This window comes from Massilia sp. UYP34, from assembly GCF_056279385.1.
The window spans coordinates 294,539-318,131 of record NZ_JBWBRF010000001.1; the positions used below are offsets into that span (position 1 = coordinate 294,539).

General features: G+C 62.5%; 25 protein-coding genes and 1 tRNA gene. 18 read left to right on the forward strand and 8 right to left on the reverse strand.

From position 1 onward, the window contains the following. Window positions 1-6: 6 nt before the first annotated feature. Together ACZ9AQ_RS01310 and gpmA are read right to left on the reverse strand one after the other, a co-directional pair. Entirely contained in the window at window positions 7-1,437 is a 1,431-nt protein-coding gene (locus ACZ9AQ_RS01310; protein ID WP_429201375.1) for a murein hydrolase activator EnvC family protein, read from the reverse strand. A gap of 42 nt (window positions 1,438-1,479) precedes the next feature. Further along, window positions 1,480-2,226 carry a 2,3-diphosphoglycerate-dependent phosphoglycerate mutase gene (gene gpmA, locus ACZ9AQ_RS01315; RefSeq protein WP_429201373.1) on the reverse strand — a complete coding sequence of 249 codons (747 nt, stop codon included), beginning with the start codon at window positions 2,224-2,226 and terminating at the stop codon, window positions 1,480-1,482. Window positions 2,227-2,317: 91 nt separating this feature from the next. On the opposite strand from gpmA, the gene ACZ9AQ_RS01320 reads away from it, so the two are divergent. From ACZ9AQ_RS01320 to ACZ9AQ_RS01340, 5 genes are all read left to right on the forward strand, one after another. Next, window positions 2,318-2,719, forward strand: coding sequence for a rhodanese-like domain-containing protein (locus ACZ9AQ_RS01320; RefSeq protein ID WP_429201371.1), 402 nt, complete (start codon window positions 2,318-2,320; stop codon window positions 2,717-2,719). A gap of 47 nt (window positions 2,720-2,766) precedes the next feature. Continuing rightward, on the forward strand, window positions 2,767-3,030 hold the full coding sequence (gene grxC / locus ACZ9AQ_RS01325) for a glutaredoxin 3 (protein WP_005663754.1): 264 nt from the start codon (window positions 2,767-2,769) through the stop codon (window positions 3,028-3,030). 184 nt (window positions 3,031-3,214) lie between these two features. Next, window positions 3,215-3,673, forward strand: a complete 459-nt coding sequence (gene secB, locus ACZ9AQ_RS01330) for a protein-export chaperone SecB (RefSeq protein WP_429201368.1) — start codon at window positions 3,215-3,217, stop codon at window positions 3,671-3,673. Window positions 3,674-3,804: 131 nt separating this feature from the next. Next, window positions 3,805-4,218 (forward strand): SH3 domain-containing protein, encoded by a 414-nt coding sequence (locus ACZ9AQ_RS01335; protein ID WP_429201787.1) that lies wholly within the window; start codon window positions 3,805-3,807, stop codon window positions 4,216-4,218. 18 nt (window positions 4,219-4,236) lie between these two features. Further along, window positions 4,237-5,268 (forward strand): NAD(P)H-dependent glycerol-3-phosphate dehydrogenase, encoded by a 1,032-nt coding sequence (locus ACZ9AQ_RS01340; RefSeq protein WP_429201366.1) that lies wholly within the window; start codon window positions 4,237-4,239, stop codon window positions 5,266-5,268. A gap of 180 nt (window positions 5,269-5,448) precedes the next feature. Here ACZ9AQ_RS01340 and ACZ9AQ_RS01345 read toward each other — a convergent pair whose 3' ends face one another. From ACZ9AQ_RS01345 to mscL, 4 genes are read right to left on the reverse strand one after another with little or no spacing between them, the layout of a single operon-like run. Then, window positions 5,449-5,826 (reverse strand): cupin domain-containing protein, encoded by a 378-nt coding sequence (locus tag ACZ9AQ_RS01345; RefSeq protein WP_429201365.1) that lies wholly within the window; start codon window positions 5,824-5,826, stop codon window positions 5,449-5,451. A gap of 11 nt (window positions 5,827-5,837) precedes the next feature. Further along, on the reverse strand, window positions 5,838-6,536 hold the full coding sequence (locus ACZ9AQ_RS01350) for a DUF2461 domain-containing protein (protein WP_429201363.1): 699 nt from the start codon (window positions 6,534-6,536) through the stop codon (window positions 5,838-5,840). 28 nt (window positions 6,537-6,564) lie between these two features. Further along, a complete protein-coding gene (locus ACZ9AQ_RS01355) occupies window positions 6,565-7,710 on the reverse strand; it encodes a Do family serine endopeptidase (protein WP_429201785.1) in 1,146 nt (381 codons plus the stop codon). 38 nt (window positions 7,711-7,748) lie between these two features. Further along, window positions 7,749-8,168, reverse strand: coding sequence for a large conductance mechanosensitive channel protein MscL (gene mscL, locus ACZ9AQ_RS01360; protein ID WP_429201362.1), 420 nt, complete (start codon window positions 8,166-8,168; stop codon window positions 7,749-7,751). A gap of 223 nt (window positions 8,169-8,391) precedes the next feature. Between mscL and petA the strand changes: the two genes are divergently transcribed. The 7 genes from petA (at window position 8,392) to ACZ9AQ_RS01395 (ending at window position 14,571) form a co-directional block, all read left to right on the forward strand. Next, a complete protein-coding gene (petA, locus tag ACZ9AQ_RS01365) occupies window positions 8,392-9,006 on the forward strand; it encodes a ubiquinol-cytochrome c reductase iron-sulfur subunit (RefSeq protein ID WP_429201361.1) in 615 nt (204 codons plus the stop codon). 3 nt (window positions 9,007-9,009) lie between these two features. Beyond that, window positions 9,010-10,422, forward strand: coding sequence for a cytochrome b (locus ACZ9AQ_RS01370; protein WP_429201359.1), 1,413 nt, complete (start codon window positions 9,010-9,012; stop codon window positions 10,420-10,422). 28 nt (window positions 10,423-10,450) lie between these two features. Then, window positions 10,451-11,215 (forward strand): cytochrome c1, encoded by a 765-nt coding sequence (locus ACZ9AQ_RS01375; protein WP_429201357.1) that lies wholly within the window; start codon window positions 10,451-10,453, stop codon window positions 11,213-11,215. Between the two features lie 101 nt (window positions 11,216-11,316). After that, the gene (locus tag ACZ9AQ_RS01380) at window positions 11,317-11,928 is read left to right on the forward strand and encodes a glutathione S-transferase N-terminal domain-containing protein (RefSeq protein ID WP_005663771.1); all 612 of its coding nucleotides are present in this window, start codon (window positions 11,317-11,319) and stop codon (window positions 11,926-11,928) included. A gap of 139 nt (window positions 11,929-12,067) precedes the next feature. Then, window positions 12,068-12,559 (forward strand): ClpXP protease specificity-enhancing factor, encoded by a 492-nt coding sequence (locus ACZ9AQ_RS01385; protein ID WP_429201355.1) that lies wholly within the window; start codon window positions 12,068-12,070, stop codon window positions 12,557-12,559. 25 nt (window positions 12,560-12,584) lie between these two features. Beyond that, a tRNA-Thr gene (locus ACZ9AQ_RS01390) sits at window positions 12,585-12,660 on the forward strand. Between the two features lie 180 nt (window positions 12,661-12,840). After that, a complete protein-coding gene (locus tag ACZ9AQ_RS01395) occupies window positions 12,841-14,571 on the forward strand; it encodes an RNA-binding domain-containing protein (protein WP_429201353.1) in 1,731 nt (576 codons plus the stop codon). 273 nt (window positions 14,572-14,844) lie between these two features. Here ACZ9AQ_RS01395 and ACZ9AQ_RS01400 read toward each other — a convergent pair whose 3' ends face one another. Together ACZ9AQ_RS01400 and ACZ9AQ_RS01405 are read right to left on the reverse strand one after the other, a co-directional pair. Next, on the reverse strand, window positions 14,845-14,982 hold the full coding sequence (locus ACZ9AQ_RS01400) for a hypothetical protein (protein ID WP_429201351.1): 138 nt from the start codon (window positions 14,980-14,982) through the stop codon (window positions 14,845-14,847). Between the two features lie 426 nt (window positions 14,983-15,408). Then, window positions 15,409-16,620, reverse strand: coding sequence for a cation:proton antiporter (locus ACZ9AQ_RS01405; RefSeq protein WP_429201349.1), 1,212 nt, complete (start codon window positions 16,618-16,620; stop codon window positions 15,409-15,411). Window positions 16,621-16,857: 237 nt separating this feature from the next. Between ACZ9AQ_RS01405 and ACZ9AQ_RS01410 the strand changes: the two genes are divergently transcribed. From ACZ9AQ_RS01410 to ACZ9AQ_RS01435, 6 genes are all read left to right on the forward strand, one after another. Beyond that, entirely contained in the window at window positions 16,858-18,114 is a 1,257-nt protein-coding gene (locus ACZ9AQ_RS01410) for an ABC transporter substrate-binding protein (RefSeq protein ID WP_429201348.1), read from the forward strand. A gap of 4 nt (window positions 18,115-18,118) precedes the next feature. Continuing rightward, window positions 18,119-19,012: a carbohydrate ABC transporter permease gene (locus ACZ9AQ_RS01415; RefSeq protein ID WP_429201346.1), complete on the forward strand. Its 894-nt coding sequence runs from the start codon at window positions 18,119-18,121 to the stop codon at window positions 19,010-19,012. Then, complete coding sequence (locus ACZ9AQ_RS01420) at window positions 19,009-19,905, forward strand: carbohydrate ABC transporter permease (RefSeq protein ID WP_429201345.1); 897 nt, start codon at window positions 19,009-19,011, stop codon at window positions 19,903-19,905. Before ACZ9AQ_RS01415 ends, ACZ9AQ_RS01420 begins: the two co-directional genes overlap by 4 nt. Before the next feature lie 7 nt (window positions 19,906-19,912). After that, window positions 19,913-20,956, forward strand: coding sequence for an ABC transporter ATP-binding protein (locus tag ACZ9AQ_RS01425; RefSeq protein WP_429201343.1), 1,044 nt, complete (start codon window positions 19,913-19,915; stop codon window positions 20,954-20,956). An 80-nt stretch (window positions 20,957-21,036) separates the two neighbouring features. After that, window positions 21,037-22,089: a LacI family DNA-binding transcriptional regulator gene (locus ACZ9AQ_RS01430; protein WP_429201341.1), complete on the forward strand. Its 1,053-nt coding sequence runs from the start codon at window positions 21,037-21,039 to the stop codon at window positions 22,087-22,089. Between the two features lie 130 nt (window positions 22,090-22,219). Next, the gene (locus ACZ9AQ_RS01435) at window positions 22,220-23,584 is read left to right on the forward strand and encodes a GH1 family beta-glucosidase (protein ID WP_429201339.1); all 1,365 of its coding nucleotides are present in this window, start codon (window positions 22,220-22,222) and stop codon (window positions 23,582-23,584) included. The last annotated feature ends 9 nt before the right edge of the window (window positions 23,585-23,593 follow it).

Below are 23,593 nucleotides of genomic sequence, written 5' to 3' on the forward strand. Positions count from 1 at the left end.
TGATACCTAGAACCGGACCCAGCCCGTCGGGTCGATGGCCGTGCCGCGATGCCTGAGCTCAAAGTATAGCCCCGATTCCTCGTTGCCACCGGTGTTGCCGGCACTGGCCACCGCCTCGCCGGCGCGCACGCTGTCGCCGGGGCGCTTGAGCAGCGACTGGTTGTTGCCGTAGATCGACAGGTAGCCGTCGCCGTGGTCGATGATGATCAGGTTGCCGAAGCCGCGCATCCAGTCGGCGTGCACCACCCGGCCCGGTGCCACGGCGCGCACCTCGGCGCCTTCCGCCGCCTTGATGAAATTGCCCTTCCAGGTCGGACCGTCGCCGCGGCGCCCGCCGAAACGGGCCGCGACCGTGCCGTTGACCGGGCTGGCCATGCGGCCCTTGAGCGCCGTGAACGAGCCGCTTGCCGCGGCCGGCCCCAGGATCGGCGGCGGCGGTTCGCTCGGGCCGGGATCTTCCTCCACCGGCTCCTGGGCCAGGATCGGCGCTTCCTTGATCGGCTCGGGCATCGGCTTCGGCTTGGCGCCAGGCTTGGCGTTCTCGCGTGCGATGCGCTCGCGTTCACGGTCCCGCTCGGCCTTCTCGGCCGCCGCCTTGGCGCGCGCCGCCGCCAGCGCCCTGGCTTTCGCCTCGGCTGCGGCTTTCGCTTTGGCGCGCGCGGCGGCCAGGGCGGCCTGGCGTTTGCGCTCGGCTTCTTCCTGCTCGCGGATCAGGCGCTCGAGGCGGGTGACCAGCCCCGACATGCGTTCTTCGTCGCGCTCCAGGCGGTCGGCCTGCTTGCGCTGGTCGGCCAGGCGGGTCGACAGGTTGTCGAGCAGCGCGGCGCGCTTGGCTTTTTCTTTTTCCAGCAGTGACTTCTGGTCGAGCTGTTCCTGGGCGATTTCTTCCAGCTCTTGCTTGGCGTTCTCGACCTGGTCGCGGTTGGCCTCGACTTGCGCCAGGTTGCCGCGCAGCGAGCCGAGCAGGCGCGCCTGGGCCTGCGAGACATAGGCCATCAATTGCAGGTCGCGGCTGATGCGGTTCGGATTGTCGCCGGACAGCAGCAGCTTAATCCGGTCTTCGTTGCCAGCCACATAGTGTTCGCGCAATAGCCTGGCCAGCTGCCCTTGCTGGGCGGCGATGGTCTGGCTCAGCTGTGCCTGCTGCGCGGCCAGGTCTTGCAGGCGCGTGTTGGTGGCGCCCTGCTCTTCCTGCAGGTCGCGCAGCGCCCGGTTGGCGTTGGAAATGGCGGCCTCGGACTCGGCCAGCGTATCGGCCGCGTCTTCCTTGGCGCTTTCGGTCTGGCTGATGTCGCGCTTGATCGCCTGCAGTCGTTGCTGGATGCCGGCGCGCTGCTTCTCGGCCGCCGCCTTCTGGCGGCTGCGCTCGGTCTGGCGCTGGGCCCAGGCGTCGCTTGCGAACGCGCCGGACAGCGCGACCGCCAGCAGCGTACTCATGAGTACGCTGCCGGTTCCCTTCATGAATGGCAAACGCAAGACTTACTTTGCCTTCCCTTGGTTGGCCACGGCCGCCATGGCGGCGGCGATCGCTTCCTGGTCGCCCAGGTAGTAGTGCCTGATCGGCTTGAGGTCGGCGTCCAGCTCATACACCAGCGGCTGGCCGTTGGGGATGTTCAGGCCGACGATGTCGGTGTCGCTGATATTGTCCAGCATCTTGATGATGGCGCGCAGGCTGTTGCCGTGGGCCGAGATCAGGATCTTCTTGCCGGCGCGGATCGCGGGAGCGATGTCGTCGTTCCAGGCCGGCATCACGCGCGCCACGGTGTCCTTCAGGCATTCGGTCAGCGGGATCTGGTCTTCCCTCAGGCCGGCATAGCGCGGGTCGCCGAACGAGGTGCGTTCGTCGTCCCTGTCGAGCGGCGGCGGTGGGGTGTCGTAGCTGCGGCGCCAGACCAGCACCTGCTCGTCGCCGAACTTGGCGGCGGTCTCGGCCTTGTCCAGCCCCTGCAGGGCGCCGTAGTGGCGTTCGTTCAGGCGCCAGTCGTTCTTGACCGGCAGATACATCATGTCCATCTCGTCCATCGCCAGCCACAAGGTGCGGATGGCGCGCTTGAGCACCGAGGTGTAGGTCAGGTCGAAGGTGAAGCCGGCTTCCTTGAGCACGCGGCCGGCGTTTTTCGCCTCGGCCACGCCTTTCTCGGTCAGGTCGACGTCGGTCCAGCCGGTGAAGCGGTTTTCCAGGTTCCAGGTGGATTCGCCGTGGCGCATGAATACGATCTTGTACATGGTGCAGTCTTTTCTCGAAAAATTCTGGTTGAAGTCCGGTCCGGCATCTATTTTATAATGCCCCGATTCAGTTCAACCAATCGGAACCCTTGTGAATTTCTTACTCGATAATATCTTCGTTGTTGCGATCGCCGTGATTTCGGGCGCCGCCCTGCTGTGGCCGGCATTGGCGCCGCGCGGAAAACGCGCGTCGCCGCTGCAGGTGACGCAGATGATCAACCGCGGCAAGACCACCGTGGTCGACGTACGCAGCGCCGAAGAATTCGCGGCAGGCCACCTGCGCGACGCGAAACACATCCCACTGGCAGACTTGGGCAATCGCATCGGCGAACTGGACAAGTCGAAGAACCGTACCGTCGTGGTGGTGTGCCAGACCGGCGCCCGCAGCGACAAGGCGGCGCGCCAGTTGCAGGCGGCCGGCTTCGAAGACGTCCAGAGCCTGGAAGGCGGTCTGGCGGCCTGGACGGCCGCAGGCTTGCCGCTCACCAAGTAAACCCGCCGGCCCGGTGTTCGGGCCCGGCAGACACGAAAGGATTCAGCATGACAGCCCACGTCGTTCTCTACCACACCGCAGCCTGCCCCTATTGCGTGCGCGCCGAGCGCCTGCTCGAGGCCAAGGGTGTGCATGACATCGAGCGCATCCGCGTCGACCTCGACCCGGAACAGCGCCAGATCATGATGCAGCGCACCGGTCGCCGCACCGTTCCGCAGATCTACGTTGGCGACACCCACGTCGGCGGTTTCGACGATTTGTATGCGCTGGACCAGGCCGGACGCCTGGACCCGATGCTCAAGGGCGAGTAAGCTAATTGGCCTGAGCGCGGGCGGCGGGCGGCAAAGCCGCTATTGCTTCTTAGTTGGTTTTGATACAATTGTCGTCGCGTTTGACCCGGAGTCGGGCCCGGCCCCGTTGTCGCGCTCGACCAAAGCACCCGGAGTGGCCTGCCAACCTGGCGAGCCGCTTCCCACCATTACTAGAAAGCGTTCCATGTCTGACGAAAACCTGCAACCAGTATTCCAAATCCAACGCGTCTACCTGAAAGACATGTCGCTGGAGCAACCGAATTCGCCATCGATCTTCCTGGAGCAGGAAGCGCCGGCAATCGAAGTGTCGCTCGACGTCGGCGCCGAAAGCATCGCCGAAGGCATCTACGAGTCGACCGTGACGATCACCGTCACCGCCAAGGTCAAGGACAAGGTCGCGTTCCTGGTGGAAGGCAAGCAGGCTGGCATCTTCGAAGCCCGCAACATCCCGGCCGAGCAGATGGATCCGCTGCTGGGCATCGGCTGCCCGAACATCATCTACCCTTACCTGCGCGCGAACATCGCCGACGTGATCAGCCGCGCCGGCTTCCCGCCGGTCCACCTGGCCGAGATCAACTTCGAAGCGTTCTACCAGCAGCGCGCCGCGGCCATGGCCGAAGCCGCCGCCGCACCGGCGAACTAAGGAACTAAGCACCATCTTCACGGACGCGGCGCGTGCCGCGTCCGTGCCAGCCTTCCGGCGTCGCGGTTCACCCACCATCCAGGCCCGCCATGCGCTTTCCCCGACCACTTGCAGCTGCTCCACTGTTGGCGATGACAGTGCTGGTCGCGCCAGGTGCGCACGCCTTCGATTTCAGGACGGTCGGCGCCGCTCCGGCGATCCTGTACGGGACACCGTCGGCCAAGGGCGACAAACTCTATCTGGCGCCGCCCGGCATGCCGCTCCAGGTCATGAGCACCTATGGCGACTGGGTCAAGGTGCGCGACATGAACGGCGACGTGGCCTGGACCCAGGCCCGGGGCCTGGCGGCCCAGCGCAATGTGCTGGTACGCACGCCCGGAGGCCGGGTCCATTCGGGCCCGGACGAAACCTCGGCGGTCCTGATGACCGCCGACAAGGGCGTTTTACTTGAACTGGCCGATCCCCATGCCATCGTCTGGGCGCGCGTGCGCCATCGCGACGGCGTTGTCGGCTATATCAAGGTCTCGGACATCTGGGGCCTGTAAATCCACTCCAGGAGTTCCATGCAACAGAACAAACCCCCTACCAAGATCACCGTCCTCGGCGCCGGCGCCTGGGGCACGGCCGTGGCCATCGCGCTGGCCGCGCGCCACGACGTGCTGCTGTGGGGCCGCAATCGACAGCAGATGGCCGATATCGAGGCCGCGCGCGACAACCTGGCCTACCTGCCGGGCCACCCGCTGCCCCCGGCCTTGCGCGTGAGCGCCGACTTCGAGGCGGCGCTCGCCCACTTGACATCCGGCGCCGCGCACGACGCGCCGCTCCTGATCCTGGCCTGCCCGGTGGCCGGCCTGCGTCCGCTGCTTGAACAATTGCGCGGCCGCCCGATCCCGAACGTCGTCTGGCTGTGCAAGGGCTTCGAAGCCGGCACCGGCCTGCTGCCGCACCAGGTGGTGGCGCAAGTGCTGGGCGACAGTGTCCCGGGCGCGGCGCTGTCCGGGCCCTCGTTCGCCCAGGAAGTGGCGCGCGGCCTGCCGTGCGCGCTGACCGTGGCATCGAGCTCGGCCGAGCTGCGCGAGCGCGTGGTGGCCGCGGCCCATGGCGACAACCTGCGCGTCTACTCGCACGACGACCTGATTGGCGTGGAAGTCGGCGGCGCGGTCAAGAACGTGATGGCGATCGCCACCGGCGTCGCCGATGGCCTGGGACTGGGCCTGAACGCGCGTGCGGCCCTGATCACGCGCGGCCTGGCCGAGATCACCCGCCTCGGGCTGGCGCTCGGCGCCCAGCCCGGCACCTTCATGGGGCTGTCGGGAATGGGCGACCTGATCCTGACCTGCACCGGCGACCTGTCGCGCAACCGGAGAGTCGGCCTGGCGCTGGCCCAAGGCAAGGCGCTGGACACGATCGTGGCAGAACTGGGCCATGTGGCCGAGGGCGTGCCCTGCGCCAAGGCGGTGCGCGAACTGGCGCGCCGGATGGAAGTCGACATGCCGATCACCGAAGCGGTGGCCAGCGTGCTGTTCGACGGCGTGGATGCGGCGCAGATGGCGGCGCAGCTGCTGGCGCGCGATCCGCGAGTGGAGTTGGCGTGATTTGGTGAGGTGGGCGGCCGGATCGGGCGATCGGGCTGCTCACGGTGACTTGGGTTCCCGCCTACGCGGGAACGACGTTCTGACGCTGCGGGCTATGAACTTGACCACGACCCACCATGTACGCACGTCACTCCCGCGAAGGCGGGAGTCCAAGTCGCGTGCAAACCACGAGCGTCAAAATCACTGAGGCCGCGCCCCACTCGGATCGTCGCTCGGTCCGCCCGAACGCTCCGGCCCCATCAGGATGGTCATCAGGGCCACCGCGTCCTTCAGCGCGCGGATCGTGTGCGGCACGCCGCCCGCCAGGTAGACCATCTCGTTCGGCTGCAGGATGGTCGTCTTGCCGTGGGCGTCGATCGCGATCTCGCCCTCCAGGCAGACGATGGTCACCTCGCCGTCGACCCGGTGCTCGGGAATGGGCCGTTCGACCGGCAGCACCAGCCGGATCAGTTCCATGTGCTCGGTCTTGACCAGGGCCACCGAGGTGAAATGGGCGATGTCGTCGTCGCCGCGTTTCAAAGCAATCTTTTCGCCGGATGCTGCGTGATGCAAGGCCATGTCGCCCTCCTCTATTTGCTTGTCGCTTCCTCTTGCGGTTCCGGCACGCTGCGCAGCCAGCTGACCAGCGCATAGGCGTCCTGGAACCCTTGCGCCAACCGCGGCACCAGTTGATCCGGTGCGTTCAGGTCCAGTTTCACCTCGGTCCACACGAAGAAGCTTTTCAGTTTCAGGTAGTCGACATGCGGATGATCGGGATCGAAGCCCTTGGGAGGACGCTGCAACTTGTCCTCTTCCAGCATGTCGTTATAGGTGGCGCTCAGATGCTTATTCTTCAACACTTTGGCGAAACCCGTCGCATCGTTGACCACGTGCTCGCGGATCGCCTTCAGGCGCGCCGGCGGCGGCAGGTATTCCCCGACGCCAAAACCCAGGGTGCCGTCGCGCTCGATTTGAAAATAATAGGTCGAACCGCCGCCCGCGCTCGGGCGGCGCTTGTCGTGCGGCGTGATGCCGGCCGAGAAGCGGGTTTTATAGGGCGTCTTGTCCTTCGAAAAACGGGTGTCGCGGTGGATCCGGAACATCGCCTTCTTGGGATTGCAGGCCGCCACCTGCTTGTCGAACCTGGTCAGGGCCTTGATCAGTTCCGTGACCGTTTCCTCGAATTCGGTGCGCAGGATGTCATAGCGCGGCTTGTTCCAAAGAAACCAGGGCCGGTTGTTGTTTTCGCTCAGTTCGGTGAGAAATTGCGTCAGGTCGCGCAGATGCATGGTGGTTCAGGGTGTCGATAAAAAGGATTCAGGGCGCCTGGCGCGGCCGGCGGCCCACCGTCACATCGACCGTGGCTTCGCGCCGCTTGCGCAGGATGGTCATTTGCGTCTTGGCGCCGGGCGCGAGCTTGGCGATCAGGTTCAGCATTTCGCTGGTATCGGTCACCTGCTCGCCGCCGACCGCCACCAGGATATCGCCCGGCAAGATGCCGGCACGGTCGGCCGGCCCGCCGCGCACCACGCCGGCGATGATGGCGCCGCTCTTCTTGGCCAAACCGAAGCTGTCCGCCAGTTCGGGCGTGATGTCCTGCGATTCGATGCCGATCCAGCCGCGCACCACGCTGCCATGCTTGACGATCGAATCGAGCACGTTCTTGGCGGTGGACACGGGAATCGCGAAGCCGATCCCCACCGAGCCGCCGGTCTGCGAATAGATTGCCGCATTAATGCCCAGCAAATTGCCTTCGGTATCGACCAAGGCCCCGCCCGAGTTGCCGAAATTGATCGCGGCATCGGTCTGGATGAAATTCTCGAAGTGATTGATGTGCAGGTTGTTGCGGCCCAGCGCCGAGATGATGCCCAGGGTGACGGTCTGGCCGACACCGAAGGGGTTGCCGATCGCCAACACCACGTCGCCCACCTGCGCCTGGTCGGGGTCGCCCAGCACCATCACCGGCAGGTTGCGCTCGCTCACGCGGATCACGGCCAGGTCGGTCTCGGGATCGGTGCCGACCAGGCGCGCGGCGGCCTTGCGGCCATCGGCCAGGCCGACCTCGATGGCGTCGGCGCCGTCGATCACATGGAAATTGGTCAGGATATAACCATCGCTGCTGACGATGACGCCGGAACCGAGGCTGGCCAGCTGCTCGTCGGGCGGCGCGCGGTCGCCGAAGAAACGGCGGAAAAACGGATCCCGTAATAAAGGATGCGCTTGGCGCGAAGCCTTGCTCGTGTAGATATTGACCACGGCCGGCATCGCCTTGGCGGCGGCAGCGCGGTAACTGCCGCCCGCCGCGCGCGGCGGCGCTTGCAGCATCGGGACCGGATTGGCCGGGGTGCCGACCGCGACCGTATCGGGCCTGTCGAGCCATTCGGGCCGCAGCGCGGCCACCACGAACCAGGCTGCCAGGGCGATCGTTACCGTTTGTGCGAACAGTAACCAGAAACGCCGCAACGGATGCGGACGCCGCAACTCGTGGACCAGATCGTCTTTCACTTTTTAAGGGAATCCCGGATTTCGCGCAGCAGGACGATGTCTTCCGGCGTCACTGGAGCAGCGGGTTTGGCCTCCTCGGCCGGGCCGCGCAAGCGGTTAATCACGCGCACCATCTGGAAAATGATGAATGCGAGCAAGATAAAGTTCAGCAAAACAGTCAAGAAACTACCGTACGCCAACACAGCACCGGCCTTTTGCGCTTCTGCCAGGGGGAGGTGATAGCCCTGGTTATTGAGAGGAATATAATAGTTGGCGAAATCGAGTCCACCCAAGACTGCGCCGATCGGCGGCATGACCACGTCCTTGACCAGCGAGTCGGTAATGCGCGCGAACGCGCCGCCGATGATCACGCCGACGGCAAGGTCGATCACATTGCCACGCATCGCAAACTTCTTGAACTCATCAAGCATCGCCATTGGAACTTCTCCATTCGTTATTGATACAAGCAATGGCATGATACCCGAACGCTCCAAAGCCTGTCTTTCGGCCGAATGCTGCAGGAGCACAAAAGACCATTCTGCTAAAGCGTGTAGCCCAGACAATTTTTTTCCCTCTGGTATTGCCGTTCACATATAATTTTGAATGCTGGAAGCTCGCTATTAATTCTTATAATTCGTATATTCACGGAGTGGGGTTGGTATGAGTAATGAAAAGCAGGTCGATCCGGGCCGACGCGGATTGCTGGTCGCGACATGCGCGGCCGGTGGCGTCGTCGGCGTGTCCACGGCGGGAGCCCTGGTCAGCACCTTCCAGCCTTCCGAACGCGCAAAAGCGGCGGGAGCCCCGGTTGAAGTCGACATCGCCGACGTCGCTCCCGGTGAAATGAAAGTCGTCGAATGGCGCGGCAAACCGGTCTGGATCCTGCGCCGCACCCCTGAAATGATGGCCACGCTCGAGAAGGACCAGGGCGAACTGGCCGATCCCGCCTCCGAAAAAGTGTTCCAGCTGCCGATGCCGGAATACGCCAAGAACGCATTCCGCTCGCGCGCCGAGCACAAGGAGGTGCTGGTCACGGTCGGCATCTGCTCCCACCTGGGCTGCTCGCCCTCCTCGCGCCTGGCCGCCGGCCCGCAGCCGAACCTGCCCGACGACTGGCCGGGCGGCTTCCTGTGCCCCTGCCACGGTTCGACATTCGACCTCTCTGCGCGCGTGTTCAAGAACAAGCCGGCGCCGACGAATATGGATGTCCCCCCGTACATGTATCTGTCCGATAACAAGCTGGTGATCGGCAAAGACGAGAAAGGCGAGGCATAACAAATGGGTGCATTCAAGGAGACCAAGCTGCCGGACGACGCACCGGTGACCCAGAAAGCCCTGGCCTGGGTCGACGACCGCTTCCCGGCCTCGAAACTGTGGAACGATCAATGGGGCAAGTACTACGCCCCCAAGAATTTCAACGTCTGGTATCTGTTCGGTTCGCTGTCGGCCCTGGTGCTGGTGCTGCAGATCGTCACCGGCATCTTCCTGACGATGCACTACAAGCCGGACGCCGCGCTGGCCTTCGGCTCGGTCGAATACATCATGCGTGAAGTCCCGTGGGGCTGGCTGGTGCGCTATCTGCACTCGACCGGCGCCTCGGCCTTCTTCATCGTGGTCTACCTGCACATGGCGCGCGGCCTGATGTACGGCTCGTACCGCAAGCCGCGCGAGCTGGTCTGGCTGTTCGGCTTCGGCATCTTCCTGTGCCTGATGGCCGAGGCCTTCTTCGGCTACCTGCTGCCATGGGGGCAGATGTCGTACTGGGGCGCCCAGGTGATCGTCAACCTGTTCGGCGCGATTCCCGTGATCGGCGAAGACCTGTCGCTGTGGATCCGCGGCGATTACGTCGTCTCGGACGCCACCCTGAACCGCTTCTTCGCCTTCCACGTGATCGCGCTGCCGCTGGTGATCCTGGGCCTGGTGGCCGCCCACCTGACGGCGCTGCACGAAGTGGGCTCGAGCAACCCGGACGGCATCGAGGTCAAGGAACACCTGGGCCCGGACGGCCATCCGCTCGACGCCATCCCGTCGCACCCCTACTACACCACCAAGGACTTGTTCGGGGTGTCGGTGTTCCTGCTGCTGTTCTCGGCTGTCGTGTTCTTCGCACCCGAGATGGGCGGCTACTTCCTGGAGTACAACAACTTCTTGCCGGCCGACTCGATGAAGACGCCGGCGCACATCGCGCCGACCTGGTATTTCACCCCGTTCTACTCGGTGCTGCGCGCCACCACGGCCGACTTCATGTACGTGCTGATGGCTGGCGTGGCCCTGTACGTGGCCTTCATCTGGCTCAAGTCGCGCCTGGCCTTCCGCACCAAGGCGATCATCGCCGTGGTCGGCCTGATCCTGATCATCGGCATGCTGCCGCAGGTGCTGGACGCGAAATTCTGGGGCGTGGTGCTGTTCGGCTCGTCGGTGATGATCATCGCCGGCCTGCCATGGCTCGACCACTCGCCGGCCAAGTCACTGCGTTATCGTCCGGACTGGCACAAATGGATCTACGCGCTGTTCGCGCTCGTGTTCGTGACCCTGGGCTACCTGGGCACCCAGCTGCCGACCCCGGCCTTCACCATCCTGTCGCAAGTGTGCACGCTGGCCTACTTTGCGTTCTTCCTCCTGATGCCGTGGTGGAGCACGATGGGCACCTTCAAGCCGGTGCCGACCCGTGTCACCTTCACCCCGCATTGATCACCGGACCAGAGCACAAGGACACGACATGAAATTGTTTGCAAAGAAACTGATTGCAGTCCTGGCGCTGGCGCCGGGACTGGCTTTCGCCGCCGAGGGCGGCATTGCGCTGGACCGGGCGCCGGACCGCCACGACCTGGCGTCGTTGCAGAACGGCGCCAAGATCTTCGTCAACTATTGCCTGAATTGCCATTCGGCAGCCTCGATGCGCTACAACCGCCTGCGCGACCTGGGCCTGTCAGAAGACCAGATTCGCGATAATCTGTTGTTTTCTGCCGACAAAGTCGGGGATATGATGACGACGGCGATGCGCCCGAAAGATGCGGCGGCCTGGTTCGGCGCGGTGCCGCCGGACCTGTCGGTGATCGCGCGCGCCAAGGCCTCGCCGGCGGGCTCCGGCGCCGACTACCTATACACCTATCTACGCACCTTCTACCAGGACGAGACCCGCCCGACCGGCTGGAATAATATGGTGGTGCCGAATGTTGCGATGCCGCACGCGATGTGGCAGCAGCAGGGAATTCGTACCGCCAAGTTCGCCGAAGAAGCCGATCCGCATGAGCCGGGCAAGATGGTGCAGAAGTTCGCCGGCTTCGAGCAAGTCTCGCCGGGCACCATGAGCCAGCAGGAGTTCGACGCAGCCACGGCCGACCTGGTCGCGTACATGGTCTGGATGGCCGAGCCGGCCCAGGCCACCCGCAAAAAGCTGGGCGTGATCGTACTGCTGTTCCTGACCGTCTTCGTGTTCTTGACCTGGCGTTTGAACGAATCGTACTGGAAAGAAGTGAAGTAATTCGCTTTCATTGCCCGTTTGGCTATAATACGGGCAATCATTTCTCTGGGGTGAGGGTGCTTTGTCGCTCCACCCCTTTGTTTCTTAAGGAACTATAAACCATGATGGTTCTCTACTCCGGCACCACGTGCCCGTTTTCCCAACGCTGCCGCCTCGTCCTGTTCGAAAAGGGCATGGACTTCGAGGTCCGCGACGTCGACCTGTTCAACAAGCCGGAAGATATTTCGACGATGAATCCATATGGCCAGGTACCGATCCTGGTCGAGCGCGAACTCATCCTGTACGAATCGAACATCATCAACGAGTACATCGACGAGCGCTTCCCGCACCCGCAGCTGATGCCGGCCGACCCGCTGATGCGCGCCCGCGCCCGCCTGATGCTGTTCAACTTCGAGAAAGAGCTGTTCGTCCACGTGCACACGCTGGAAAGCGAGCGCAACAAGGCGAACGACAAGAACCACGACAAGGCACGCGCGGAAATCCGCGATCGCCTGACCACGCTGGCTCCGCTGTTCCTGAAGAACAAGTACATGCTGGGTGACGAGTTCTCGATGCTGGACGTGGCGATCGCCCCGCTGCTCTGGCGCCTGGACCACTACGGCATCGAGCTGTCGAAAACTGCTGCGCCGCTGATGAAGTACGCGGAGCGTATCTTCTCGCGTCCAGCCTACATCGAGGCGCTGACCCCGTCCGAGAAAGTGATGCGTCGTTGATGTGCCTGGGCGGGATGCCTGCGTCCCGCCCTGTTCGCTGTATTGTTTCCTCCATTGCTTCACACGCGCCGGTTTGGACGTCCCTCGGACGATTTCCGGTAAACTGGCGCAAACGCCTGTATTTCTAGACAACACCACCATGGCAGAAATTTCCACCAAACCCTACCTACTGCGCGCCATCTACGAGTGGTGCACGGACAGTGGCTTCACGCCCTATATCGCCGTCAAGGTCGACGGGGCAACGACGGTGCCGATGGAGTATGTCCGGAAAGGCGAGATCATCCTGAACATCAGCTTCGGCGCCACGTCGGGGCTGAAGATGGACAACGACGCGATCCATTTCCGCGCGCGCTTCAATGGCGTGTCGCGCGAGATCTATATCCCGGTGCACAATGTGTTGGCGATTTACGCCAATGAGAATGGCCAGGGGATGGCGTTCGAGGTGACCACGACGGCGGCGGAGACGCCTGCGTCGGAAGCGGAGGCGTCGCCTGCCGCGCCGGCGCTGTCAGCGGTGCCGTCGAAAGGGGTTGATTCGCCGGTGGTGGACGATGTGGCGCCGACCACGCCGGGTGGCGACGACGAGCCGCCCAAGAAGGGTGGCCGTCCAACCTTGACCCGGATCAAATAGCGTATAATCGTTGTCTTAAGGTCATGCCGACTTAGCTCATCAGGTAGAGCAGTTGATTTGTAATCATCAGGTGGCGGGTTCGAGTCCTGCAGTCGGCACCAAAATTAGTAGAAGAAACAAGGGGTTGCATGTCTTGGCATGTGATCCCTTTTTTTAAATGAGCTCTTCGTTGTCCGGTGTAGGGGCCGTGTAGGAAAGCATGCAAGCTCTGCTTAACACTACGCCAAGCAAAGGACACTACGCGCAAGCGATTGCATCTGTTTATTTTTACAAGATTTGACATGAACGCTGCAGACCTCTATCTGTTAGTCCAACGCCTTCTAACTGGAAAGAACGAACACGAATGGGTAGAGTACAAGCACAATAACGTCGATCCGCATATGATTGGAGAGTACATCTCTGCGCTCTCTAACGCTGCTGCCTTGGACGGCGAACCGTTTGGCTACGTATTGTGGGGTATAGAGGATGGCTCGCAATCAGTTGTTGGTACGAAATTTAACCCTTCTACCGCAAAAGGTAATGGTACTCAGCCGTTAGCTTTATGGTTAAATCAGTATCTTCGTCCGAAGATTGATTTCAGGTTTGAGGAACTCGAGTACGAGGGTAAGAAACTTGTAGTCTTGCGTATCCCAGCCACGGTCGGCCACCCTTCAAGTTTTCATGAGGTCGAATACATCCGATTTGAGACTTCTAAAGTGAAACTAGCAATGCATCCGGACAAGGAAGCAAGGTTATGGACGCAGCTTCGTACTCGTACGGACTGGTCGGCCGAGCTTGTTCGTGAAGTAACGGTCGACGATCTCGATAAAGCAGCGCTTTTACGTGGACGCGTGCTTTTTGCGGAAAAAAACCCTCATTTGGAAGCTGAGATGAGTAGCTGGAATGACTTTACATTTCTTTCCAAGCTGAAAGTTACTAAAGCAACGCATCTTACCCGTGCAGCAGTTCTTCTCTTTGGCTCAGAGGAGTCCGCTCAGTACCTGCCATTCCAACCACAGATTGCTTGGATATTGAAGGATAAAGACGGGACAGCGGTCGATTATCATCACTATAAGTTGCCATTTCTACTGGTCCCTGACTCGGTTTTTTCGAAGGTTCGTAACTTAACCGTTCGATACATGCGGCCAGGCACCTTGTTCCCGACCGAAGTTCCGCAATATGATCCTTGGGTCATCCGTGAGGCTCTTCAAAATTGCATCGCTCATCAAGATTATGCTTTGGGAGCGCGGATTAACGTGATCGAAAAGCCAGACGAGCTCGCCTTTAGTAACATGGGAAGTTTTCTACCAGGGAAAGTAGAGCTGCTTTTAACGTCCGACCACTCCCCTGAGCAATACAGAAATCCGTGTCTGGTTCAGGCTATGGTCTCACTGAAGCTTATCGATACAATCGGTAGCGGGATACGGCGTATGTTCAACGAGCAGCGTAAACGTTTCTTTCCTATGCCGGATTACTCCATAAACAGCGCCGAACAACGTGTGGAAGTACGCGTACCAGGCCATATTATCGATGAAAAGTATACGTATGCACTGATTCAACAACCAGATCTTTCGTTGATGGACGTTGTACTTTTGGATAGAGTTCAGAAGCATTATCCCATTAGCTTGCCAGAAGCAAAATCATTAAAAATGGCGAAGCTCATTGAAGGCCGTGCACCCAATTACTTTGTTTCAGCCCAAGTCGCATCGGTAATTGGTGAGCAAGCTCAGTACACTTTGAACAAAGGCCTAGATAACCGTTACTATCGCGAATTAGTATTGCAGCATCTTCGAACGTTTAAGTCTAGCAAACGAGCTGAGCTGGAGGCAGTACTGCTGAACAAACTACCAGAGGCGCTTACTCATGGGCAGAAGAAGAACAAGGTAAAAAACCTTTTGGCGAGCATGAGTAAAGAAGGTGTGCTTAAGACGGTAGGATATGGGCCCGGAGCAATATGGCAGCTTGGCGACTCAGTTGGCATAGCCGGAGTGCCGACTAACATGGATAAGCTCAGTGAGCCTAAGCTAAACTAGCCAATTTTAGCCATGGTTTAGACAAGAGAATTGTCATAAGCCTTTGATTTTCATATGTTTTTTCAGATAAATCGGGACATTTTTACTTTTGGTAGTTCGCCGTTGGTGAAGTCGTGGACAAGGTCTGAACACGATTGCTAATTATTAAGAATAATAACGCGTTCCATGGAGGAAATGACGAATCTTAGCCATAGGCCAGCTCAGTCTTTCATTGATTCGTACAGGACGGATCGGCCCTGCTCCGTCGACGCCCATACCCGCAATGTTTGAGGCTTATGGCCGAGATGGTACGCCGCACATGCAGTGTCTACATGGATCTATACCGCTGTCGGTCTGGGCTTTATATGTAGTCGCCTTTGCCTGCGCCTGGCTGATCGTCCATGTACGAACGTCGCCAATTGTGATCCTCAACGTCTTACCGTTGAGCGTCGTTTCAAAGATGTATGACTTCGTACCTGGCTGTGACCCGCAGGCCTAGACCTGGGGTCTTCCCTTCCCAGTAGATGCTCTGCTGCCGACCTTCAGCGCACTTAAACGCATCAACCAGGGCGCTCGTAAAGTCGTCCCATCTCATACTGGCCGTTCATGTAGTGACTATGTAGGAAATTTTAGCGTATGAGAATCAACATCACTCAACATCAAATCCCGCTAAGTCCACATAAGTCACTGATTTTCCTTCACTTATCTGGAAATTCTCAACAACGATCAACAATTCAGAATGTTTCAGTTCGCTGATTTGTAATCATCAGGTAGCGGCTTCGAGCCCTGCAGTCGGCGCCAAGCATGCGCATGCAGCCCAGTCCACTAACTGAGCTTTTTGTCTGGCGCGCCCTGTCCCTACCTGGCTTTCAACACCAGCTCAACGCCGCGCCGCAGCTTCGGATAAACGACCGGAATCGTCAACATGGTGCTGCCGATCGCCATCAGCAGCAGCGCCGTGAAGGTTTCGCTCGTAATCACGCCCTTGTCGAGCAAAATATTGGCGAAAATGATCATGATCAGCGCCTTGGTCTGCAACAGCCAGCCGATGATCGAGGCTTCTTGCCGGCTCCAGCCGAGCATGCGGCCGGCGATCCGCACGCCCACCAGCTTGCCCGATACCGAGGCCGCCAGCAGCACCGCCGCCGCGACGAACACCGCCGCACCGCCGACTGCCCAGTTGGTGCGCAGGCCGGTGCTCAGGAAGAACACGGGCATCAGTACCAGCAACACGTTATGGCGCAGGAAATCGAGCTTCTTCTGGTCGAACCAGGCCGCATCCATGACGGCGCCGGCCAGGAAGGCGCCCACCATGTAGTGCAGCCCGGCCCAGTCGGCGCTGAAGCCGCACACGATCAGCCACACGAGCATCGCGAACCAGCGGTCACGTTCGGGAATGCTCACCATCATGCGGCGAAACAGCCTGGTGGCGACGATGAATACCACGAAGAATCCCAGTTGCCGTCCCACACGCTCCCAATCGAGCAGGATCAGCGCCAGGACGCCCCAGATCGCGATATCGTCCAGGCTGGCGTAGCGCAGGATGCGCTGGCCAAGCGGCTGGCGCAGGATGTCCAGCTTTTCCATCAGCAGGATCAGGATCGGCAGCGCGGTCACCGCGCAAGCCATTCCCACCCCCAGCACGAATTGCCAGTCTTGCGCCTGCGGGCCGATCCAGCCGGCATAGCCGAGCATGCCCGCGGCAGCGATCCCGCCGAACGCCAGCGGCACGCCCAGCGCCAGCCCGGCCGTGATGCTGCTCTCGCGGCGGTGCTCCCAGGCTTTTTTCAGGTCCAGCTCGATCCCCGCCAGCATCACGAACAGCATGACCGCCCACCAGGCGATCCCGTTCAGGCACTGGATGACCTGCGGGTTGAACACAAAGCTATAGTATTCCGGGTAAGCCTTGCCAAGCACGCCTGGCCCCAGCAGCACGCCGGTGATGATCTGCACGACCACCAGCGGCGCCCAGTAGTCGGTGTTGCCGAGCCGCCAAATCAGATAGGGCACGGCGAAGATCAGCAACATCGCGATCAAAAAGATTTCGGTGGTTCCCATCGGGCCGTGCATGATCTGTCTCCTCGTCTTGTGCGAACGCCCGTCGTCGCGGGCTCGAATATCCGGCGAGTATCGGCGTAAATATCGGTTCTTGGCAACTTGCCACATGAAAAAATCCTGAAGATTCGTGTCAAAATTACATATTGCAAGATTTGTTTGACCGAGAATTAACCCGATGCTATAGTCGGCGCAAGCCAATGGTAACGTTTCCAAACGTGCCAAAAAATAATGGCGTTCAATGGAGACACGATGGTCACACCCCGCATTCCGGCTGCAGCCCGCGCACGGCTGTGCGCTGCTGCCTACGCGCTTGGACTGGCCGTCGCGCCGGCCCAGGCCGCTGCGCCGACAGCGGAAGTGATCCACTGGTGGACTTCCGGCGGCGAATCGAGCGCCGTCAAGCAGGTCGCCCAGGCTTACCGCGCCGCCGGCGGCGTGTGGATCGACAGCGCCATCGCCGGCGGCGACCAGTCGCGCGCCGTCACCATCAACCGCATCATCGGCGGCAATCCGCCGACCGCCGCCCAGTTCAACACCTCCAAGCAGTTCACCGACGTCATCGAGCAGGACATGCTCAACAACGTCGACCTGGTCGCCAAGGCCCAGGACTGGGATCGCATCCTGCCCGAGCCGCTGATCGACGTGATCAAGCACAACGGCCACTACTACGCGGTGCCGCTCAACATCCACATGCAGACCTGGATCTGGTATTCGAAGGCCGCCTTCCGCAAGGCCGGCATCGACAAGGAACCGGCCAGCATCGACGAACTGTTCGCCGCCCTGGATAAATTGAAGGCCGCCGGGCTGGTGCCGCTGGCCCACGGCGGCCAGTCGTGGCAGGAGACCGTGCTGTTTTCAAGCCTGCTGGCCAATATCGGCGGGCGCGAGCTGTATCTGAAGGTGATCCGCGACCGCGACCAGGCCACCATCCTGTCGCCGCAGTTTCGCACTGTGCTGCTCGCCTTCAAGCGCATGAAGTCCTACGTCGATCCCGGTTCGCCGGGCCGCAACTGGAACGACGCCACCGCGATGCTCATCGCCGGCCGTGCCGGCTTCCAGGTGATGGGCGACTGGGCCAAGGGCGAGTTCACCAATGCCGGCCAGCTGCCCGGCCAGCACTACGGCTGCATCCCGGGCCTCAAGCCCGATACGCCCTACCTGATGCAGGGCGACGTCTTCGTCTTCCCGCGCACGAACAAGGCTGACGCGATCAAGGCCCAGCAATTGCTGGCCAACGTCGTGTCGCAGCCCGGGCTGCAGGTCGCCTTCAGCAAGCTGAAAGGCTCGATCCCGGTGCGCCTCGACGCCGACGCGTCGCAGCTCGACGTGTGCGCGCAGAAGGGCATCGAGATCGTCAAGGACCGCAGCCGCCAGATGGGCGTCACCGAGGTCTACCTGACCCCGGACCAGAACGGCGCCATGCAGGACATCCTCACCGCTTACTGGAACATGGACATCAAGGTGGATAAAGTCCAGCGCAGCATCGCCAACGCCCTCAAGTACTGACGCCATGCTCGCCCAACGCCGCCCCGTCCGCCTCACGCCCCATCTCGCCCTCGTGCCGATGGCGCTGGTGGTGCTGGGCGCCTATATCGGCGGCGCGCTGTGGACCTTGCGCACTTCGTTTACGGCCTCGCGCACCTTCCCTTCCGACAGCTTCATCGGCGCGGCGCAGTACGTGCGCCTGTTCGACAACGAGCGCTGGCTGCTGTCGCTGCACAACCTCGCCGTCTACGGCGTCGCCTTCATCCTGGCCTGCATGGTGATCGGCTTCCTGCTGGCCGTCTTCATCGACCAGAACGTCAAGGGCGAGGGCCTGCTGCGCACCGTGTTCCTGTATCCGTACGCGATGTCCTTCATCGCCACCGGCCTCGTATGGCAATGGCTGCTGGCGCCCGGCAGCGGCATCGAAGGCGCGGTGCGCCGGATGGGCTTTCCAGGCTTCTCGTTCGACTGGATCGTGCACCAGGACCTGGTGATCTACACCGTCGTCATCGCCACCGTGTGGCAGGCCTCGGGCCTGGTGATGGCGCTGATGCTGGCTGGCCTGCGCGGCATCGATCCCGAGATCTATAAAGCCGCGCGCCTGGACGGCATCCCGGCATGGCGGGTGTATCTTCAGATCGTGCTACCGATGCTGGGGCCGTCGGTTGCCACCGTGTTCCTGCTGCTGTCCACCGCGGTGGTGAAACTGTTCGACGCCGTGGTCGCGATGACCCAGGGCGGGCCCGGCATCGCCAGCGAAGTGCCGGCCAAGTTCATCATGGACCACCTGTTCCTGCGCTCGAACGTCGGCCTGGCCTCGGCCGGCGCGGTGACGCTCCTGATCCCGGTGCTGGCCCTGCTCGCGCCCTACGCCTATGCCCGCAGCCGCCGCGCGCGCCTGAACGGAGGCCACGCATGAGCCACCATTCGCTGCAGGCGGTCGCGCCGCCGATGTCCAGCCAGGCTGCGCTCACCGCGCGCCGCAGGCGCCTGTTCACGCCTGCGCGCCTGGGCGTCCATGCCTTCCTGTTCAGCGCCGCCCTGTTCTTTTTGCTGCCGCTGTACGTCATGATCATCACCTCGTTCAAGCCGATGGACGAGATCAGGATGGGCAATGTGTTCGCCCTGCCCCACGCCGCCACGCTCGAACCGTGGCGCGCGGCCTGGGGCGCGGTCAGCCACGGCTTCTGGAATTCGGTGGCGATCGCCGTGCCCAGCACCGTGATCCCGATCCTGCTCGGCGCCGTCAACGGCTATGCGCTGTCGTTCTGGCGCCCGCGCGGCGCCAACCTGCTGTTCGGCGTGCTGCTGGCCGGCGCCTTCATCCCGGTGCAGGTGATGATCTATCCGCTGGTGTGGATGATGGCGCATGCCGGCGTGTTCGGTTCGCTGCCGGCGATCGTGGTGGTGCACGTCATCTTCGGCATGCCGCTCATGACGCTGCTGTTCCGCAACTACTACGCCTCCGTGCCGCACGAGCTGTTCCAGGCCGCGCGCATCGACGGCGGCGGCTTCTGGCGCATCTTTGTCCAGGTGATGCTGCCGATGTCGCTGCCGATCATCGTGGTCGCCGCCATCATGCAAGTCACCGGCGTCTGGAACGACTACATCCTGGGCCTGGTGTTTGCCGGCCGCGAGAACCTGCCGATGACGGTCCAGCTGAACAACGTGATCAACACCACCACCGGCACCCGCCTGTACAACGTCAACATGGCCGCGACCATCCTGACGGCCGCGGTGCCGCTGGCGATCTACTTCATCTCCGGACGCTGGTTCGTGCGCGGCATCGCCGCCGGCGCCGTGAAAGGATAACCCCGGCATGTCGAACGTCCACCTGCGCAAACTGTGCATCACCCGCGGCAATCAGGAAATCATTCGGGATCTCGATTTGCAGATCGAGCCGGGCGAATTCCTGGTGCTGCTCGGCCCCTCGGGCTGCGGCAAGTCGACCCTGTTGCACAGCATCGCCGGCCTGATCGACCTGTCCGGCGGCGCGATCGAGATCGGCGGGCGCGACATGAGCCACGCCGACCCGAGCGAGCGCGGCATCGGCATGGTGTTCCAGTCGTATGCGCTGTATCCGACCATGACGGTCGAGAAGAACATGTCGTTTGGCCTCAGGATCGCCGGCACGCCGAAGGCGGAAGTCGCGCGCCGGGTGCGCAAGACCGCCGAGATGCTGCAGCTCGACGCCCTGCTCGAGCGCAAGCCTTCCCAGCTCTCGGGCGGCCAGCGCCAGCGCGTGGCGATCGGCCGCGCGCTGGTGCGCGAAGCCGGCGTCTACCTGTTCGACGAGCCGCTGTCGAATCTCGACGCCAAGCTGCGCGCCGAACTGCGGCGCGAACTGAAAATGCTGCACCAGACGCTCGGCTCGACCATGATCTACGTGACCCACGACCAGGCCGAGGCGATGACGCTGGCGACCCGCATCGTGGTGATGCAGGCGGGGCGCATCCAGCAGATCGGCACGCCGGCCGAGGTATATGACACGCCCGCCAACCGCTTCGTGGCCGGTTTCCTCGGTTCGCCGTCGATGAATTTCATCGACGGCAGCGTCGATGCGCAGGGCCGCTTCGCGGCCGGCGCGCTCACGCTACCGCTCAACGGCGCGCAGCCGGGCGCCGTGACGCTGGCCGCGCGCCCGGAACACATCCACGTCGACGACAACGGCCCCTTGCACGCGACGGTCACCCTGGTCGAACCGATGGGCAACCACCAGGTGGTGTGGCTCGACTGCGGCGGGCAGGCGCTGTCGTGCATCGAGCACGATGGACGGCTGCTCGCGTCCGGCCAGGCGCTGCGTTTCGCGATCGACACCGGCCGCGTCTCGTTGTTCGATCCTGAAAATGGACGGCGCTTATGACGGATGGATGCCATCCGCACGCGGATGCAGTATGCTTGGCGGCTATTTTGACTCACGTATTTATTGAATAGGGATCGCAGGTGGCGACAATCAAGGACGTAGCGCGGCTGGCGGGAGTAGGTCTCGGCACCGCCTCGCGCGTGGTCAGCGGCAAGGGCTCGGTATCGCCGGCCACGCTCGAGCGCGTGCGCAAGGCGATCGACGAGCTGGGTTTCCGCCCATCGCACGCGGCGCGCGCCCTGCTGTCCGGCACCAGCCGGATGATCGGCGTGTACATTCCCGTCCTGTCCGGCACCTTCTACACCCCGATCCTGCAGATCATCGACACCGAACTGCGCGCGGCCGGCCTGCACATGGTGGTCGCCTTCGGCGTCGGCCTGGGCGACGCGCGCAACCAGGCGATCGAAGGCACCGAGTTCCTGATCGAGCGCGGCTGCGACGGCCTGATCATCATGAGCAGCGCCCTGCTCGATGAAGACATCGCCGCCCTGGGCGGCAAGCGGCGCCTGATCGTCGCGCTCAACCACGATTTCAAGGACATCCCGGAGCAGTGCTTTACCGTCGACCATGCCGAGGGCGGCCGCCTGGCGGCGCGCACCCTGCTCGACCATGGTCACCGCGACATCGCCGTCATCGCCGGTCCGAGTGCGCTGCTCGACAACGTGGCGCGCATCGACGGCTTCATGCACGAGCTGAAGGCCGGCGGCATCGATACCGATACCGTGTGGCTGGTCGAGAGCGACTTCTCGCCGCAGGGCGGCTGGCAAGCCGCCAAGGCCCTGGTCGAATCGAAGACGCCGTGCACCGCGCTGTTCTGCGCCAACGACGAGATGGCGGTCGGCGCCCTGTCCTACTTCCAGGAAGCCGGCATCAGCGTGCCGCGCGACCTGTCGGTGATCGGCTACGACGACACGCCGAGCGCCGAGTTCTCGGCGCCGCGCCTGACGTCGGTGCACATGCCGTGGCGCGAGATGACGCAGAACGGCCTGAACGCCTTGCTCAACCGCTGCTATGACCTGAATCGCCCGGTGGCGCGCTCGTTCCCGGTCAGTGTCACCATGCGCGCCTCGCTGGCAAGGATCGGTGGCGACAAGCCGAAACGCGCCGCCAAGGCGGCAAGTAAAAAGAAGTGAGGCGGGCATGCGACGCTCCGGCGGGCCGCGCGCGGCCATTTTTTTTGGCGCCAGACTGGAAAGCTTTCCAATGTGTTGGTAAGCTGTCCCCAAATTTGATCAGAACATACCCATTACCTGAAGCGAGACCATGACCACTGCCAACCGACCCGAGCCCTCCGCGCCGCAGCGCAGCGATTTCGCCCGCGACTTCCTGTGGGGCTGCGCCACCTCGTCCTACCAGATCGAAGGCGCCGGCCGCGAAGACGGCCGCGTGGAATCGATCTGGGACCGCTTCGCGGCCACCCCCGGCACGATCCGCGACGGCTCCGATGGCCTGGTGGCGTGCGACCACTACCACCGCTGGGCCGAAGACTTCGACATCGCGCGCGGCATGGGCCTGAACGCCTACCGCTTCTCGTTCGCCTGGCCGCGCATCTACACCGGCGTCAAGGGCCAGCCGAACCAGAAGGGCCTGGACTTCTATTCGCGCCTGGTCGACGGCATGCTCGAACGCGGCCTGGAGCCATGGGCAACCCTGTACCACTGGGACCTGCCGCAGGCGCTGCAGGACGAGGGCGGCTGGGAAAACCGCGCCACCATCGACGCCTTCCTCGAGTACGCCGACGCCATGACGCGCACGCTGGGCGACCGTGTCAAGCACTGGATCACCCACAACGAGCCGTGGTGCACCGCGATCATCGGCAACTTCGAAGGCTGGCATGCGCCGGGCAAGACCGACCTCAAGGCGGCGCTGCAGGTCGCGCACAACGTGCTGGTCTCGCACGGCAAGGCGGTGCCGCTGATCCGCGCAAACGTGCCGGATGCGAAAGTCGGCATGGCGGTCAGCCTGCACCCGCTGCGCGCGGCCAGCGACAGCCCGCAAGACAAGGAGGCGGTGGAACGCCACGACGGCCTGCGCTACCGCTGGTTCCTCGATCCGCTGTTCGGCCGCGGCTACCCGCAAGCCACGCGCGAACGATTCGGCGCCGCGGCCCCCGACGTCGCGCCGGGCGACATGGAAGCGATCGCGGTCAAGACCGACTTCATGGGCGTGAACTACTACTTCCCCGAAGTGATCCAGCACGAGGCCGGCCACGCGCCGCTCGACGCGAAAGTGCTGCCGACCACCAGCGGCGAGATCACCGCGATGGGCTGGCCGGTGTCGCCGGAAGGCTTCACCGAGCTGCTCACCCGGATCGAGAACGACTACCACCCGGGCCCGATGTACGTGACCGAGAACGGTTCGGCCTTCGAGGATACGGTCGGCTCGGACGGCGAGATCGACGACGTCCAGCGCCGCCACTACCTGATGCGCCACCTGGCCGCCATGAAGGATGCGATCGACCAGGGCGCGCCGATCAAGGGCTACTTCGCCTGGAGCCTGCTCGACAACTTCGAGTGGGCCGAAGGCTATCTGCGCCGCTTCGGCCTGGTGCACATCGACTACGCCACCCAGCAGCGCCGCCTGAAGAACAGCGGCAAATGGTATGGTTCCTTCCTGCGCCAGGAATGAGCCTCTACG

Bases quoted from the DNA above. Each gene is read 5' to 3' on its own strand.
- ACZ9AQ_RS01310 (WP_429201375.1), bottom strand. From the start codon at position 1,437: ATGAGTACGCTGCTGGCGGTCGCGCTGTCCGGCGCGTTCGCAAGCGAC.
- gpmA (WP_429201373.1), bottom strand. From the start codon at position 2,226: ATGTACAAGATCGTATTCATGCGCCACGGCGAATCCACCTGGAACCTG.
- grxC (WP_005663754.1), top strand. From the start codon at position 2,767: ATGACAGCCCACGTCGTTCTCTACCACACCGCAGCCTGCCCCTATTGC.
- secB (WP_429201368.1), top strand. From the start codon at position 3,215: ATGTCTGACGAAAACCTGCAACCAGTATTCCAAATCCAACGCGTCTAC.
- ACZ9AQ_RS01335 (WP_429201787.1), top strand. From the start codon at position 3,805: ATGACAGTGCTGGTCGCGCCAGGTGCGCACGCCTTCGATTTCAGGACG.
- ACZ9AQ_RS01340 (WP_429201366.1), top strand. From the start codon at position 4,237: ATGCAACAGAACAAACCCCCTACCAAGATCACCGTCCTCGGCGCCGGC.
- ACZ9AQ_RS01345 (WP_429201365.1), bottom strand. From the start codon at position 5,826: ATGGCCTTGCATCACGCAGCATCCGGCGAAAAGATTGCTTTGAAACGC.
- ACZ9AQ_RS01350 (WP_429201363.1), bottom strand. From the start codon at position 6,536: ATGCATCTGCGCGACCTGACGCAATTTCTCACCGAACTGAGCGAAAAC.
- mscL (WP_429201362.1), bottom strand. From the start codon at position 8,168: ATGGCGATGCTTGATGAGTTCAAGAAGTTTGCGATGCGTGGCAATGTG.
- petA (WP_429201361.1), top strand. From the start codon at position 8,392: ATGAGTAATGAAAAGCAGGTCGATCCGGGCCGACGCGGATTGCTGGTC.
- ACZ9AQ_RS01370 (WP_429201359.1), top strand. From the start codon at position 9,010: ATGGGTGCATTCAAGGAGACCAAGCTGCCGGACGACGCACCGGTGACC.
- ACZ9AQ_RS01375 (WP_429201357.1), top strand. From the start codon at position 10,451: ATGAAATTGTTTGCAAAGAAACTGATTGCAGTCCTGGCGCTGGCGCCG.
- ACZ9AQ_RS01380 (WP_005663771.1), top strand. From the start codon at position 11,317: ATGATGGTTCTCTACTCCGGCACCACGTGCCCGTTTTCCCAACGCTGC.
- ACZ9AQ_RS01385 (WP_429201355.1), top strand. From the start codon at position 12,068: ATGGCAGAAATTTCCACCAAACCCTACCTACTGCGCGCCATCTACGAG.
- ACZ9AQ_RS01395 (WP_429201353.1), top strand. From the start codon at position 12,841: ATGAACGCTGCAGACCTCTATCTGTTAGTCCAACGCCTTCTAACTGGA.
- ACZ9AQ_RS01405 (WP_429201349.1), bottom strand. From the start codon at position 16,620: ATGCACGGCCCGATGGGAACCACCGAAATCTTTTTGATCGCGATGTTG.
- ACZ9AQ_RS01410 (WP_429201348.1), top strand. From the start codon at position 16,858: ATGGTCACACCCCGCATTCCGGCTGCAGCCCGCGCACGGCTGTGCGCT.
- ACZ9AQ_RS01415 (WP_429201346.1), top strand. From the start codon at position 18,119: ATGCTCGCCCAACGCCGCCCCGTCCGCCTCACGCCCCATCTCGCCCTC.
- ACZ9AQ_RS01420 (WP_429201345.1), top strand. From the start codon at position 19,009: ATGAGCCACCATTCGCTGCAGGCGGTCGCGCCGCCGATGTCCAGCCAG.
- ACZ9AQ_RS01425 (WP_429201343.1), top strand. From the start codon at position 19,913: ATGTCGAACGTCCACCTGCGCAAACTGTGCATCACCCGCGGCAATCAG.
- ACZ9AQ_RS01435 (WP_429201339.1), top strand. From the start codon at position 22,220: ATGACCACTGCCAACCGACCCGAGCCCTCCGCGCCGCAGCGCAGCGAT.